Here is a 14,043-nt window from a genome sequence, read left to right as displayed (position 1 = left end):
ATGACATTATATTTCATTGAGGTAAATTGATGACGACAATAAATTATCCCCATAAATTCGAAGTTGGTGATATTGTATTTACCAGTATCGGAACAGAGTTGTTTCGCCAGATAGCCTCTGCTTCACAATGCTGGAGCAACCATGTCGGCATGATTGTAGGCCATGATGGAGATGACTATTTAATCGCTGAAAGCCGTGTTCCACTATCAACCACAACTACCTTATCCCGTTTTATTTCTCGGTCATCTGATAAGCGCTATAGTGTACGGCGACTCAGACAGTCATTGACCCAAGAACAGAAAAAAGCGTTAGTCGCACAAGTACCACCACGTTTAAATAAATTTTACCATACGGGGTTTAATTATGATTCTTCGAGGCAATTTTGTTCAAAATTCGTGTTTGATATATACCAATCAGCGCTATCTATCCAAATTGGCGAAATTGAAACCTTTGAAGCTTTATTAACCAAAAACCCAAACGCCAAATTAAACTTTTGGAAATTATGGTTTATTGGACACATCCCTTGGGAACGTACAACCGTTACTCCAGCGAGTTTATGGCATCACCCTGAATTATCACTAGTGTACCGTAGCCATCAAGATATCCATTAAAACACCATGTGGAAAGCTATATTCGCCATATTAGTTTTGTATAGAGATAAGAAATGCGTTGCTCGTCATTAAACAAACTTGCTGCATAATTTGTGCTAACAACGCATCATCTATTTGTTCGCGCTCTAATCGCTTGAGTAATGGCTTGCGTGCAACAACAAAGCCTAATACTTGACCGATTAATGTATGGGCGCGAATAATTGCAGTTTGCTCATCAACCGAATGAGCCAATTGAACGAGGCTAGATAACCTAATATGAAAAGGCTCAATAAAATCACGATAAATAACATCATAATTTTCTGTCGGTTCTAACTGCTCCCGAAGGATCAATACTGAGTAATATTCATGTTCAGGTAATAGCAATGCATTACCCAATCCTTTAATCAATAAACATGCCAATTGATTTATTTGCTCATTTTCCACAACAGACTGTGTTTTTATCTTTGCCATCTGATCATCAAATAGCTGAATATTACTCGCTTGGGATAAATCAGCGGCTATTTTTTGGATAACAGCGGTATAAACGCCCAATTTCCCGCCCATATGATACGGAATTGCAGACTGGTTAACTCCTGCATTTTCAGCTAGTTGTCGCGTCCTTACACCATTAATACCATGAAGAGCAAACTGTTTAATCCCTTCATTGATTAACTTTTCTTTGGTTGACTCAGAAGAAAGTGTATTTTTATTGGTTTCAGTCATATCCCGCTGTTATTCCATCAATTAATTATCTGCCCGCATAAGATAAGTTGAATTATGATTCAGTTCAATACCCTGACCTTGACCAACGACGACAGTTCCACCCAAATTACATAAATGGTAACCAAATGCGCAATTAGGTTCAAAGGCAAATGTCATACCTGCTTTTAACACCAGCTCACGACCAGGGTTCGGTAAACGCTCTAATTGGCGATACTTTTGTGCGATAGGTAAAGACTCGATACCCGGCGCAGTACCAAAACCAATTGGCCCATATGGGTTAATACTGTGGATCAACGGGTGAACATGCCATCCTTTTGATTTTAAAAGAGGCTGTTCCATTTTATCGACCACTTCCCCAAAAGTGACACCTTCTTTCAGATTTTCAACGCCTATTTCATAGCATTCCCGTGCGACGGCCGCAGCCTTTTCGAGGTTAGGGTGAATTTTCCCTACAGCGACTGCGGCTTGGTGTTGTGTTTCATACATCCCATACAGTGCAAATATTTCACTCAAGACAATATCACCTTGCTCAATTTTACGCGGTGGCTGTGAACGATATTGCCAAGCAGGTTGCCCCCAACCAATATACTCAGGGCCAGAACCCATTAAAATTTCGGCAGTAAACCCGCCCATGGACAAACACTTGGCTGTCACTGCTGCGGCAATATCGGCTTCTGAGTGACCGACCAACGCAGTTGCGCGCATTGATTCACTCATTGCTTCACCTATCATCGCAGCATATCTTACATGCTCTAATTCCTCGGCACTTTTCACTGAAGCTAACTGGAAAAAATGTTTATACACAGGCACAAAATTAAGTTGAGGTAAGCGTTCTTTGATACCTGTTAACGTGTTATAAGGCATCGCCCCATCAAAATAAAATGGGGGATAAGGTTCCAAACCCACCACACCGATATTCGCATTGGCTGATACCCCTAAATCAACAAATATTTGTGCAATATTTCGCCCTGTTTTACCCACAATAATCTGCTCTGGCGAGATCCATTGTACATCGCCCCGCATCTGCGCTTGCATATGGTCAGCCACCATCATTGGCGCAAATGTCACCACCAGCGGTGCTTTATCTTGATGAAAAATCACGACGGAACCTAAGCGGTCATTAGTAAAGTAGTGGTCAATACAAAAAGGTGCTGGCGCAGCTGACTCCCTATCCCCATAAATCATTAAGACTTCTAGGTCATTTAACTGCATGATTTTCCTTGCTATCCCCCACCTTCTATCACGTTCTTCAAAAGAAAAGGGGCTTGGAACAGTTATTGTATTCATCATCATCTCTCTTTATATTTAATTCATTTGAATGAATTAAATATAAGCCTGAGTAATCCCCTTTGTCAAACAATCATATGAACATATCGTGCGGATCAGGGAATTAAAAAATGGGTATTTAGTGAGGCATTAACGATAGCAAATACACTCAGATAAATGTATTTGCTATCATTGATTAACTATAAGCGCAGTTTTACGACTAAAATTATTTCTTTTTATTTAACATTGATTTTAAATCTGCAAAGGGATTGTAAGTTGCGGCTTCAACATCATCTTGCGCATCCTCCCCTGCGACCACGCGTGTACCGTACTGGTCAGCTTCCGTATACTTGGAGTGTTCATGGTCATGACAAAACAGACACAATAATTCCCAATTACTACCATCTTCTGGGTTATTGGTGTGGTCATGGTCGATATGATGAACCGTTAATTCGCGTAAATTTGAATACACAAACTCCCGAGTACATCGCCCACATATCCACGGGTAAATTTTAAGTGCTTTCTCACGGTAGCCGCTTTCCAAGCGCGCATAGTTTTTTGGGATCACTGCCATTGCCAATCTTACCTATAATAAAAAACAACTTTACGATGATTTCTTTAATATACCCTATCTGGGAACAAAAGGAGAAATGCAAAAAGTAGAATTTTAATCAACTGATCAACGTGCCTGACATATAGAACCACATTAAACACCAGTTACCTATGTCTTGTGTAGCTCAGGTGTTTTTTGATACCCCCCAAAAGTCAGCTGCTGAGACTACCCTCAGCAGACATAACAATAATAAAATTTATTTTCTATCCTCAATAATCATTGCTGCTGCACGCTCTGCAATCATTATCGTTGGCGCATTCGTATTACCACTTGGGATCTCTGGTATGACAGAGCAATCCACCACCCGTAAATTCTTAATACCATGAACCCTTAAACGTAAATCTGTTACCGAATTTGTTGTTTCTGTTCCCATGCGGCAAGTTCCCACGGGGTGATAAACCGTTTTACAAAAATTACGGACAAACTCTTCTAACTGCCGTTCATCATCATATACCGCCGCAGGAGGCATCAAAATATCTTTGCTTACCGCTTGCAATGACGGTGAATTGAGCACTTCTAAACCAAATTTAACTGCTCGTTTGCAACCTTCCATATCTTCAGGCGAAGCAAGATAGTTTGCATGAATTTTTAACGGGGCGAGAGGGTCACGACTACGCAGTAAAACTTCACCACGGGATTTGGGTTGAAGATACCCCACTTTCAATGTAAAACCGTGAGTCGCTGGTAATGGCTCACCAGGAACATCATCCCAGCTATCCAATATAGGAAGAAAATGGATTTGTACATCAGGGCGCCCTTGGTTACAACTGTCTTTAAACGCAGCACCTTCTAATACATTAGAGGCTAATAGCCCACTACGAAAAACCATCCATTCCAGTCCATGTTTAATCGCATTTAGCCCTTGGTCCGCACCAAATAAGCTAATTGGTTGTTTGGTTGTCACGTTAATTGACATATGCAAATGGTCATGAAAATTTTTGCCAACAGGCAGATTTGCAACGGTATCAATACCCAGACTGGAAAGATGTTCTTCTGGCCCAATGCCTGACAACATCAATAGTTTTGCTGACCCCATCGCGCCTGAACAAATAAGAACTTCATTTGTTGCAAACGCTTCTATTTCATGTCCACTTTTCCCTTGATAAGCAACACCAACAGCACAGCCATTACGGATAATAATGCGGTTAACTTGTGCATTCAGTTTTAGCGTGAGTTTTTCGCTATTTTCCACCGATTTTAAATATGTTTTTGAAGTGCTTGCTCTTTCACCATTGTGGGTTGTAGTTTGGTAAAAACCAGTACCCTGCTGGCTTTCCCCATTGAGGTCATTAACATAAGGTAATCCGTGTTCTTGTGACGCACGAATAAATGCCATCGATAGTGGGTGCCGGTACCTGTTCTCACTCACAGGGAGAGGCCCTTCGGTTCCATGATACTCACCTGTCAGGCTTTCGTTACGTTCCGCTTTTTTAAACCACGGGAGCACATCATCGTAACCCCAACCTTCGCAACCATAATTTTGAGCCCAATTATCGTAATCTTGTTTTTGGCCGCGGATATAAATCATGCCATTTACAGAGCTACTTCCCCCAAGAACTTTCCCTTGAGCAATCTGCATTTTACGGTTGTTCGCATGAGCTTCCGGTTCGGTTTCGTAAGGCCAGCTTTTTTGTGCAATAATTTTAGCCACGCCTGCTGGCATACGAATAAACATGTGGTTATCACTTCCTCCAGCTTCGAGAAGTAATACCCTAGCTTGAATGTTCTGAATCAATCGGGCAGCAAGAACACATCCCGCAGAGCCCGCACCGACAATAATATAGTCATATTTTTCTGTATTCATTTCCGATCCACCACCCAAAAGATTAACAATGCATTCCCATTAATTTAACAATAGCGCTTTTGATTTGTTAATGTATGAATAATATTTAGTTAATGTGATTTAAATCAAAAATAATTTCCTACTTTAACTATTTAAAGGGATATTAATTAGTGGCTATATATGGTGTTTTTTACGGATGAATTGACGGTAAATTGACGATAATCAAAACGTCATTAACCCTTTATTAATAGGTTAACATTTAATTAGTTATCCAACGGTGATAGGGAAGAAATGTCATTTAACTATAATTGTATTAAAGAAGCTTCTTATAGGTAAGAAGCTTCTTTAACATGTGATGATAAGAAATAAACCTATTACAAAACTAGGGGATTTAGCGTAACTACTTCGTTGAAAGCTCTCTACGGATGATTTCTGCTCCGGCACTTAACGCATTGAGTTTACCGCTAGCCACTTGACGAGATAATGGAGCCATACCACAGTTTGTCGAAGGGTAAAGTTTATCTGCATCAACAAACTCAAGGGCTTTACGTAATGTGTTCGCAACCTCTTCAGGGGTTTCTATCGTATTTGTTGCCACATCAATGGCCCCTACCATCACTTTTTTACCACGGATCAGTTCGATCAAATCCATAGGAACACGTGAGTTATGACACTCTAAAGAAATGATGTCGATATTCGAAGTTTGCAGTTTAGGAAATGCTTCTTCATACTGCCGCCACTCTGTTCCCAACGATTTTTTCCAATCTGTGTTGGCTTTAATGCCATAGCCATAGCAGATATGAACAGCAGTTTCACATTTTAGCCCTTCAATAGCTCTTTCTAATGCCGCTATTCCCCAATCATTAACTTCATCAAAGAAAACATTAAAAGCGGGTTCATCAAACTGGATAATATCAACCCCTGCCGCCTCAAGCTCTTTTGCTTCTTGATTGAGGATTTTAGCAAATTCCCAAGCCAGTTTTTCACGACTTTTATAGTGGTTATCGTACAGCGTGTCGATCATCGTCATCGGGCCTGGCAGAGCCCATTTAATCGGTTGGTTAGTTAACTGACGTAAAAATTTGGCATCTTCCACAAAGACAGGTTTTTGGCGCGCAACGGCACCAACAACGGTAGGAACACTTGCCTCATAACGGTCACGAATTTTAACCACCTGACGTTTCTCAAAATCAACGCCGCTAAGGTGTTCAATAAATGTCGTCACAAAATGCTGGCGTGTTTGCTCACCATCGCTAACAATATCAATCCCTGCCCGTAGCTGATCGTCCAAAGATAAACGAAGCGCGTCTTGTTTTCCCTCAATTAATTCATCATTCTGTAATTTCCAAGGAGACCAAAGTTTCTCCGGTTCAGCAAGCCATGAAGGTTTCGGTAAGCTACCTGCAGTGGATGTTGGTAATAATATTTTCATAATAATTGACCTTAAATTTTTAAATTAATCAAAGCACGCAGTTAGCAGACCATTGCTCTAGAATATGTTTGTAGGGTTCAATAAAGTGTTCTTCGGTATATTTCCCCTGCTCAATAGCCAGTCGGCTACGCTCTTCGCGGTCATAAACAATTTTTGTTAATGAATAATCTTGGTTCGTCAAACTCGGTTGATAGCATTGCCCTGCGACAGAGTTCGCATTATAAATTTCAGGGCGATAAATTTTCTGGAATGTTTCCATCGTGCTGATTGTGCCAATCAACTCAATATTGCTGTAATCATTCAGCAAATCCCCCGTAAAATAAAAGGCCAACGGTGCAACACTATTTTTCGGCATGAAATAGCGAACCTGTAATCCCATTTTTTTAAAATATTTATCCGTTAATGAGCTACCATTTTGCTGATATTCTATCCCTAATACCGGGTGTTGATTTCCTGTACGGTGGTAAATGTCTTTATTTGATACACTTAAACATATCACTGGCGCCTTGTTAAAGCGCGCTTTATACTCATTTGAATTTACAAAATATTTAAAGATGTTCCCATGCAAATCACCAAAATTTTCGGGAAGGCTAAAGTTTGTTTGGTTTTTATTATGGTCTAGCAATAGAACACTGAAATCATAGTCACGGACATAAGACGAAAAGTTATTTCCGACAAGTCCTTCTATCTTTTTCCCCGTTTTTTTATCGATAATATTAGTTCTTAGTATTTCAATAACAGGAAAAGTATTGGCACTTTTTTCAACGCTCATCTCTACCGAAATAATTTCAATTTCGATTGAATAACGGTCACTTTTTGGGTTATCCCAATACGCTAGTGTATTAAAACGATTATTCATCATCACCAGCGTGTTACGTAAATTTTCTTGACGGTTTTCCCCTCTCGCTAAATTAGCAAAGTTGGTCGTAATGCGAGTATTTTCCGAAGGGTTATAATTCTCGTCGAAAACACTGCTTTTAATCTTAAAGGTAAAATCTTTATTCATCGTGTTTGTTGCATCCTAAGCGCCAAGATGGAAACGGAGCCTCGCTTTTAAAATCACGTTTCCATTTATCAATATTTATGTTGCCAATAAGTTAATGATTTTGAACAACCTAATTTATGCCAGAGCCGATGAATGAGTTAAAGCGACTTAATTTCATTTGGAACATGAGTTATCTTCATGATCAAAAGATCAGCATATAAAGACTGGAATATAAAGTGTTAATCGTGGTATCCAGAAAATGATTAGCTTTTGATTTTGTTGATAATTAACATCTAAGAACTGCTCCACATTTATAACATTTATTTTGATAAGAAACTTTATAATGTCGGAAGATAACCCCTTTTCCAGCGAGGTAATATCAAATTTTGCCATACCTCTTTGTAATTTTAACCATCACGACACCTTTAGTAGAATGCTCGCCTTTGAAGATTTATCTACCTCTACGTGATGATAATGATGATGGGTCACAATTCTCTGGTGTGATCTACTGCTGAAATGACGAAAACTTCGATGTGTGTGATGAAGCTATAAAATATCATCATCAATAATTTTCTCGGTGCTGTTGTTCGAAACTCTATCTTTTGTTGAAAATACCTCATTTGTTAAGCAAATATAAATTTAGTTAAACAATTGATTTAAATGGATTTAGTCAATGGTTGATGTCCACATATTGACCACACTTATAAAGCCTCTTTTGATGAGAGGCTTTATTTTTGCTTATTTTTCAATGGGTGGGAGGAGTTTTTTAGCCTGCTCAATCAAGGTTTCAATTACTTCAAGAGGGATGTTCGGCTCAAAACAAGTTAATGTAAATTGGTGGGTAACATCCGAGTAAAAGACTTCAGCAAGTTGTAACACTGGGTCAGTATTTGCCATAGTTAGTTCAAGATACATACCGTCTCTAACTATGTCGCTGCCTCTTGATAATTCGTATTCAGTATCATCATTAAACATAATTATTTTTCTTTATAAATTAAAATATAACCATCTGTAATTACTCTGGATAACCTTTTTGCTATGATATCCATATAACACATAACATATTATGGGGTACAAGTTTTGATTGATTTTTTATCTAGTAATACTTGGCAAGGAGTCGGGGTTATAACCTCAATCATCCTAGCATTTATAGGGATTTTTCTATCTCAAAATACTCGACATAGAATATTTAGATCGAAGAATACTAAATTTCAAAACAAATCAAATCTTCCTAAAGAGTTATTGGATGGGCAAACTACAACACTTTATGGAAAAGTTCGAGAAGAACTTTTTCCTGGCCCTCCAAATTATGAGTCAATAGATAATGGTGATGTACCTCAATTCTACTGGATACTATATACCAATGAACCAATAAGCTTAGTTGGTAGATGCATAGAAACTAACGAACTACGTGACAATGGTAAGTCCTGCGCCTTTCAATTATGCCTTACTGCTGAAATTTATAATAACCGCTTAGATTTACTCGGAAAGTATGTAAAGGTTGATGGGGAAATTTTCTTTGGTCATACTGGCCACCATAAAACTAAAGCGCTTTTGGATGTTAACTCTATTCAAGTTTTAAAATAGTTCGCTGATTACAGTCTTATGAAGTCTGTATAGCAAGTTAATATCTAAACTGATTTATATTTTCCATAAATTGAAAAGATGAGTAATATGAATACATTCTACTACTCATCCATCAAAACATCTCCACCTGCTTTTCTCCTCGATGTGATCTAGGTAACTCATCCATCGGGATCTCAAAGCCTTCAGGTAACTCTTGTGGAATAGTTTTTGTTAGATAAATCTCCACTGAGGTTATTGTCGTAAAAGAACAGCCACACAGCATATTTTGACATTGGTGATAGCTTCTACGGGTTTCACTGCTCATGGATTTACTGGTTTTGGTATAGGTCACAGCGCCACACAGGGGACAATTGAACGCCATTTTTTAACCTTGGGTTTGGAGTATGCCTTAAGTTAGGTTAATCTATTCATAACAAAAATCAATTAAAAGGATTTTATTATATGTCTAAAGGTTCATATTCTTCTAAAATCACATTATTGATATCCGTATCTGTCCTTATATCACCCATAATATTATTTATTTATCTTAGTACACTGAATACTCAAAATTTCTTTTCTTTTTTATTACAAGAGAGCTACTTATTCCCTTATCTGATATTTATTTCTATCGCTTGGTTTGTTTTTACGTTTATATTTTATAGCCTTCCATTTTTAACATTTAAACTCATTAATCTATCCATTGAAATAACCAATGATAATAATATAAAGCAAAACTTTAGATTATCTATTTGGAGTTATTTATTATCAATATGTATAAGTCCAATTGTAATATTTTCTATGATTTATTTAACGGTGGACCATCCCAAATATGTGACACTCATAGCATTCATGACATTTATAGTAATGGTACTACTAATATTACGATACAAGAACAATGTTAAAATCATAAAAATAAAATTAAATTTTTACAAAATTCTTTTATACAAAGCTATTAGCATTTTATTTTTAACAATTGTTTTTATTATGGTTTATAATTATTTTAGCGAGAAAAAATATCATTTAGCATCTGTGCCTTACTTTCTTTGCCTTTCATTTGTACTAACCGAAACTGTTTTTAATTTCAAAAAAGCCCAAAAAGCATTATTCAACTTAGTAAAAAAGACCTTCCAAACAATAACAAAAACACCTTATTTCATGACGCACCCTAATGAATTTAAAGATATTTTTAGAAGTAAAAAAGGCAACAACCGAATAACAAATCGTGATAGATTTATAATGCTATTATTGTTTTCACTGCTTATCATTCCTATGTCTATACTATCTATCTCTGCATTAGTAAATAACCTTGATGGTGAAATGCAATTAGAAGATGCTTTCATACCATTTGTTAGCTTGTGCCTTATCTTATATACAATTCCAAACGTGATACTTTTACTCCCAAACATTGGAATCATAAAAAAGACTGTTTATCTCTCACTGTATTTAATATTTTTATCCTTCACCACTAATATTCTTAACCTTCTGGCTTATAAAACATTTGACTCCATACATTTCATTAATAAAAACAAAATCGAAATAACAGCAAAAAAATGGCATGATGCTGACACACCTATTCCTGCAACACTGAATAAAATTCAAATGACTGCTTTCAATGCATTTCAAACACCAACGCATTCTATCTTTTGTAACTATGATGATATTAAATCATTAACCACAAGAATTGAATTTGATTTCTTTAGACCTGAAAAAACTCCCCCTAAATGTATATTTGTCAACAATGACGATGTAAGTCTAGTTGAAAAGGATAAGTTTATAATATTAACAGAACCTCTAATGAGTTTACTCCTCATTCAATACCAACATCTTTGATCCTTATTTCTAACTCCAAACTTGTGATAAAGCCGTGGCCATCGATTTGATGAACAACACGGCTAATCACCCACTGATGACTGTCAATGGTCGGTTTAAATCCAGTTACCGTGACAGGCATTTCAGGGTATAGGTCTGCGCGTCCCTCAGCCAACGTAATATTAAATTCCGCTACGCCCCTTTGTAGTTTTGACCACTTGGCCGCGGCGGCTCGTTTAGCGGACTGCTCGTTTTTAAAGGTTTGCCGCATCACAAAAACATTACCCTCGGCACCCTCGATGTAATCGCCCTCTTTTTTGCTCGACTTCTCTTTTTTGGGCTTTTGCTTGCGTTTTAGACTGGTTTTCTTTTGTTTGCCGCAGTTCAAATCTAACCAGTAAGCTTGTACGCCGGTGTACGCTTGACGGTCTGCTAACCTGAAATAATGCCTATCCCCACTTTCGCGCATGATGGTAATGACGGGCAATGGCTTGCCGCTTTGCGTGACTCCTTGATTAGGCACGATAAACAACAAACTGCCGTTTTTAGTAGTGGCTATCGCGCCGAGCATTTCAGCCATACGCGTTAAAAAGCTGATATCACTTTCATTGGTCTGGTCGGCGTGGTCAATTTCAATGTGCATCAATTGCTTGCTGACTGCCGGCTTGAGGTTATAACGCCCCGCTATCGCGCTCACTACATCCGGTACTTTGATATCGTGCCAGCTGTATTCCCGTTTGACGTTAAAGTCTTGCCGAAAATCCGCACTACGGGCGGTTACCGTGATTTGGTCGGGAGGGCCTGAGTGACTAATTTCATCAACAGTATATATCCCTTTGTGTACCAAGGCTTCCCCCTGCCAACCAAGGGAAACGGAAATCTCAGCCCCACGCGCCGGTATCGGCTTCAAAACCGCGATTATCCGTTAATGTTAATGACATGAGTCGGTCATTGACGCTCAAGAGCTGCACGCCGCCGACCGTTAAATCAAAGGCAGGAACTTTGACTAAATTCCCCTCTGTCCAATCCGTAAAAAACAATTAGAAAAACTCGGCGTTATCCCCTCCGCGGCCGAAGCTGCCACCGATGCGGCGCGTGCTATGGAGGTTGACCCTAACGAAAAAGACCCATTCAAAGTGCTGAACTCCGTTTCCGCTTATGCAGGGAAAACCGCCAAGACCAACGAGCAAGCGCAGAAACAGCAAGCCGAGGCAACCCAGTAAAATCACCAGTAGCGTCACCGTTGCTGGTAAGCAACTGGAAAAAAGCAGTGAACTACAACAAAAAACCAATGACGTTAACCCGTTAGAAAATACGGAAAAATACGGTACCTTGGTGTATGACAGCGCAGAGAAAAAGAGTAAAGCCAAAGGCAGTAAATCTGCATTAAGTGACGCCGCGGGAAGTGTCGATAGAAATAAACTCGGCGACATTGTGTTTAAAAACTTTCCTGCAGTAACGGCCGTTAATGGGCTATATCAAGAGCCCCGCATTACCGCGAGAAAACCTCACTATTTCCCCAGTTCAATGATGCGCTGATTAATACCTTAGCCCCTATTCAACCCAAATTAAATGCAGTACCGGTGGCAGTATCGCCTACACGGTCAGAACGGCAAATCATGCAGCCGGAATACAATACATTCGAGTTGAATTTTTACGGTGTTGATATGAGTAATAAAAAAGAAATTGCCGATATTGTGAAGCAACAATTAACCATCTTGTTACGTGAACGTGATAGCCGCCGCCGTTCCAGCTTAAAAGATCAGGACTAAATTATGATGATGATTTATGGCATGTTTGTGTTTGAGCTACGCACCGCCCCTTATCAAACCTTTAACCATTCACTTGATTGGCGCCATGTGAAAAATGACCGTGTTGGCCGCAGTGCCAAATGGCAATATGTGGGTGCTGGTGAAGATAAAATCACGCTGTCCGGTACGCTTTACCCCGAAGTGACCGGCGGTGATGTGTCGCTGGAATTATTAAAAACCTCGGCCTATGTTGCCCGCCCATTGCCCTTGATTGAGGGCTCTGGCACTATTTATGGGATGTATGTGATTACCAATTTAGTCACTGATAGAACAGAGTTTTTTTCGGATGGTAAGGCGAAGAAAATAGATTTTACGTTGCCGTTGAGTCGGGTGAATGAAGATGTGAGGGAGAGATTGGCGGGTGTGGATGTTGGGGAGTTGATTACAATACAATAACCAAATTATCATTCCAGCGCTATCAACTGGAATGATATTTTTTTAATATAACTATGCAGTAATTTGAACTATTACTGAAACACACTCATTCCAATTCACTTTACCACCAGAACAGTTTTCAATTGACCAACATTGATTTCTAGAACTGTAGAAACATACATATAAATTAAAGTCTTCATCAGAAAGTGCATTATTAACGATACAAAGTCTATAATCAGGTTCATTTTTTAAGAAGTGTTTATATTCATTGGGGGTTAGCTGAATTTGTTTGCCAAAGCCAAATAAACCTTTAACTTCGATTCTTAATAATTCATCAGATTTATACGCTTCTAAATCCCAACCAACATTGTCACGCTCAACACTTTTTACACTATAGCTCTGTTTCTCATAGTATTCCGTCGTTTTTGCAACTGCTGATTTTTCTGTTTTCCTTCTTAGCTCAGGGTTACTATTATAAATAGCAGAGATAATATCTTCTTGCGTCATACTATCTTGTTGTTCATTTATTAAAGAGGTTCTTAAATTTATAATTCTTTTCACTCGTTCAACAAAATCAGCACCTTCTATGCTATCTCCATACCAAAATGGTGATGTTCCCATCAAGCCTTTACCATTTCTAGGCACCTTCAAGGTTCTTTCTTCTACAGGAAGCAATAAAATATCTTTTGCATCAGCTTCAAACCAATAGCTTTCTTCTTCATCATAATGAGCTCTTGGTTTGGCAGTATTCTCATCTAGTTTTTTGAATATTCCTAAAAACACGTGCATTTCTATACCAACCAATGACAACGTTCCCATCACTAGGACTAGTCGCGCACCAGATAATATCAACACCATCAATGTATGGCTCTTTTATATTATCATTGCCTGAAATTCGCTCTAAATCAAAAGAAGAGCCCCTATTCCTTACATAACCATAATATTCACTGCCAAACTCCAAAAAGTTTCGGTTTTCATGACCTGTTTTCATTTCACTTACGTAAGAACCACCATTAATTATTTTATCCGTAGTTTCTCCACGGTAATTTTCCATCCATCCAATGTTACAAAATAAAATAGCTATACTTTT

General features: G+C 38.5%; 16 protein-coding genes and 1 pseudogene. 6 read left to right on the top strand and 11 right to left on the bottom strand.

The genetic code is table 11. The features are described from left to right. The first annotated feature begins 29 nt into the window (after positions 1–29). Positions 30–611 (top strand): YebB family permuted papain-like enzyme, encoded by a 582-nt coding sequence (locus RB151_RS10910; RefSeq protein WP_048607169.1) that lies wholly within the window; start codon positions 30–32, stop codon positions 609–611. Between the two features lie 30 nt (positions 612–641). Here the strand turns inward: RB151_RS10910 and RB151_RS10905 are convergent, their stop codons facing one another. The 7 genes from RB151_RS10905 to RB151_RS10870 form a co-directional block, all read right to left on the bottom strand. Further along, positions 642–1,313 (bottom strand): CerR family C-terminal domain-containing protein, encoded by a 672-nt coding sequence (locus tag RB151_RS10905; RefSeq protein ID WP_071548074.1) that lies wholly within the window; start codon positions 1,311–1,313, stop codon positions 642–644. Between the two features lie 21 nt (positions 1,314–1,334). Further along, positions 1,335–2,600 (bottom strand): M24 family metallopeptidase, encoded by a 1,266-nt coding sequence (locus RB151_RS10900; RefSeq protein ID WP_071548844.1) that lies wholly within the window; start codon positions 2,598–2,600, stop codon positions 1,335–1,337. A 205-nt stretch (positions 2,601–2,805) separates the two neighbouring features. Then, complete coding sequence (gene yajD / locus RB151_RS10895) at positions 2,806–3,153, bottom strand: HNH nuclease YajD (RefSeq protein ID WP_042843825.1); 348 nt, start codon at positions 3,151–3,153, stop codon at positions 2,806–2,808. Between the two features lie 235 nt (positions 3,154–3,388). Continuing rightward, the gene (locus tag RB151_RS10890; protein WP_071548073.1) at positions 3,389–4,996 is read right to left on the bottom strand and encodes a GMC family oxidoreductase; all 1,608 of its coding nucleotides are present in this window, start codon (positions 4,994–4,996) and stop codon (positions 3,389–3,391) included. A gap of 379 nt (positions 4,997–5,375) precedes the next feature. Continuing rightward, on the bottom strand, positions 5,376–6,407 hold the full coding sequence (locus RB151_RS10885; RefSeq protein WP_042843827.1) for a methionine synthase: 1,032 nt from the start codon (positions 6,405–6,407) through the stop codon (positions 5,376–5,378). Positions 6,408–6,435: 28 nt separating this feature from the next. Beyond that, on the bottom strand, positions 6,436–7,413 hold the full coding sequence (locus RB151_RS10880; RefSeq protein WP_048607165.1) for a DUF1852 domain-containing protein: 978 nt from the start codon (positions 7,411–7,413) through the stop codon (positions 6,436–6,438). Between the two features lie 717 nt (positions 7,414–8,130). Next, positions 8,131–8,307 (bottom strand): hypothetical protein, encoded by a 177-nt coding sequence (locus RB151_RS10870; protein ID WP_225832928.1) that lies wholly within the window; start codon positions 8,305–8,307, stop codon positions 8,131–8,133. Positions 8,308–8,472: 165 nt separating this feature from the next. On the opposite strand from RB151_RS10870, the gene RB151_RS10865 reads away from it, so the two are divergent. Next, on the top strand, positions 8,473–8,979 hold the full coding sequence (locus RB151_RS10865) for a DUF4431 domain-containing protein (RefSeq protein ID WP_006661783.1): 507 nt from the start codon (positions 8,473–8,475) through the stop codon (positions 8,977–8,979). A gap of 112 nt (positions 8,980–9,091) precedes the next feature. Here the strand turns inward: RB151_RS10865 and RB151_RS10860 are convergent, their stop codons facing one another. After that, entirely contained in the window at positions 9,092–9,340 is a 249-nt protein-coding gene (locus tag RB151_RS10860; RefSeq protein WP_071548071.1) for an ogr/Delta-like zinc finger family protein, read from the bottom strand. A gap of 80 nt (positions 9,341–9,420) precedes the next feature. Here RB151_RS10860 and RB151_RS10855 point away from each other — a divergent pair, with 80 nt between their 5' ends. Continuing rightward, positions 9,421–10,788 (top strand): hypothetical protein, encoded by a 1,368-nt coding sequence (locus RB151_RS10855; RefSeq protein WP_071548070.1) that lies wholly within the window; start codon positions 9,421–9,423, stop codon positions 10,786–10,788. Here the strand turns inward: RB151_RS10855 and RB151_RS10850 are convergent. Continuing rightward, positions 10,766–11,807: pseudogene (locus RB151_RS10850) on the bottom strand (phage late control D family protein). The gene RB151_RS10855 and the pseudogene RB151_RS10850 overlap by 23 nt on opposite strands. A 118-nt stretch (positions 11,808–11,925) precedes the next feature. Here RB151_RS10850 and RB151_RS23675 point away from each other — a divergent pair. The 3 genes from RB151_RS23675 to RB151_RS10840 are packed head-to-tail and all read left to right on the top strand — an operon-like array spanning position 11,926 to position 12,974. Beyond that, complete coding sequence (locus tag RB151_RS23675) at positions 11,926–12,306, top strand: hypothetical protein (protein ID WP_225832925.1); 381 nt, start codon at positions 11,926–11,928, stop codon at positions 12,304–12,306. 44 nt (positions 12,307–12,350) lie between these two features. Continuing rightward, positions 12,351–12,539: a hypothetical protein gene (locus RB151_RS24325; protein WP_225832922.1), complete on the top strand. Its 189-nt coding sequence runs from the start codon at positions 12,351–12,353 to the stop codon at positions 12,537–12,539. A gap of 3 nt (positions 12,540–12,542) precedes the next feature. Continuing rightward, positions 12,543–12,974 (top strand): phage tail protein, encoded by a 432-nt coding sequence (locus RB151_RS10840; protein ID WP_071548069.1) that lies wholly within the window; start codon positions 12,543–12,545, stop codon positions 12,972–12,974. 51 nt (positions 12,975–13,025) lie between these two features. Here RB151_RS10840 and RB151_RS10835 read toward each other — a convergent pair whose 3' ends face one another. Then, a complete protein-coding gene (locus RB151_RS10835; protein ID WP_071548068.1) occupies positions 13,026–13,742 on the bottom strand; it encodes a protein NO VEIN domain-containing protein in 717 nt (238 codons plus the stop codon). Further along, on the bottom strand, positions 13,705–14,007 hold the full coding sequence (locus RB151_RS24320) for a hypothetical protein (RefSeq protein WP_071548067.1): 303 nt from the start codon (positions 14,005–14,007) through the stop codon (positions 13,705–13,707). The genes RB151_RS10835 and RB151_RS24320 overlap by 38 nt, the downstream gene beginning before the upstream one ends. Between the last annotated feature and the right edge of the window lie 36 nt (positions 14,008–14,043).

Source organism: Providencia rettgeri, from assembly GCF_001874625.1.
GTDB lineage: Bacteria > Pseudomonadota > Gammaproteobacteria > Enterobacterales > Enterobacteriaceae > Providencia > Providencia huashanensis.
This window is presented reverse-complemented; position numbering and strand designations above follow the sequence as displayed.

Excerpts from the sequence above, each read along its gene's own strand:
- RB151_RS10910 (WP_048607169.1), top strand. The coding sequence starts at position 30 with ATGACGACAATAAATTATCCCCATAAATTCGAAGTTGGTGATATTGTA.
- RB151_RS10905 (WP_071548074.1), bottom strand. The coding sequence starts at position 1,313 with ATGACTGAAACCAATAAAAATACACTTTCTTCTGAGTCAACCAAAGAA.
- RB151_RS10900 (WP_071548844.1), bottom strand. The coding sequence starts at position 2,600 with ATGAATACAATAACTGTTCCAAGCCCCTTTTCTTTTGAAGAACGTGAT.
- yajD (WP_042843825.1), bottom strand. The coding sequence starts at position 3,153 with ATGGCAGTGATCCCAAAAAACTATGCGCGCTTGGAAAGCGGCTACCGT.
- RB151_RS10890 (WP_071548073.1), bottom strand. The coding sequence starts at position 4,996 with ATGAATACAGAAAAATATGACTATATTATTGTCGGTGCGGGCTCTGCG.
- RB151_RS10885 (WP_042843827.1), bottom strand. The coding sequence starts at position 6,407 with ATGAAAATATTATTACCAACATCCACTGCAGGTAGCTTACCGAAACCT.
- RB151_RS10880 (WP_048607165.1), bottom strand. The coding sequence starts at position 7,413 with ATGAATAAAGATTTTACCTTTAAGATTAAAAGCAGTGTTTTCGACGAG.
- RB151_RS10870 (WP_225832928.1), bottom strand. The coding sequence starts at position 8,307 with ATGTATCTTGAACTAACTATGGCAAATACTGACCCAGTGTTACAACTT.
- RB151_RS10860 (WP_071548071.1), bottom strand. The coding sequence starts at position 9,340 with ATGGCGTTCAATTGTCCCCTGTGTGGCGCTGTGACCTATACCAAAACC.
- RB151_RS10855 (WP_071548070.1), top strand. The coding sequence starts at position 9,421 with ATGTCTAAAGGTTCATATTCTTCTAAAATCACATTATTGATATCCGTA.
- RB151_RS23675 (WP_225832925.1), top strand. The coding sequence starts at position 11,926 with ATGCAGGGAAAACCGCCAAGACCAACGAGCAAGCGCAGAAACAGCAAG.
- RB151_RS10840 (WP_071548069.1), top strand. The coding sequence starts at position 12,543 with ATGATGATGATTTATGGCATGTTTGTGTTTGAGCTACGCACCGCCCCT.
- RB151_RS10835 (WP_071548068.1), bottom strand. The coding sequence starts at position 13,742 with ATGCACGTGTTTTTAGGAATATTCAAAAAACTAGATGAGAATACTGCC.
- RB151_RS24320 (WP_071548067.1), bottom strand. The coding sequence starts at position 14,007 with ATGGAAAATTACCGTGGAGAAACTACGGATAAAATAATTAATGGTGGT.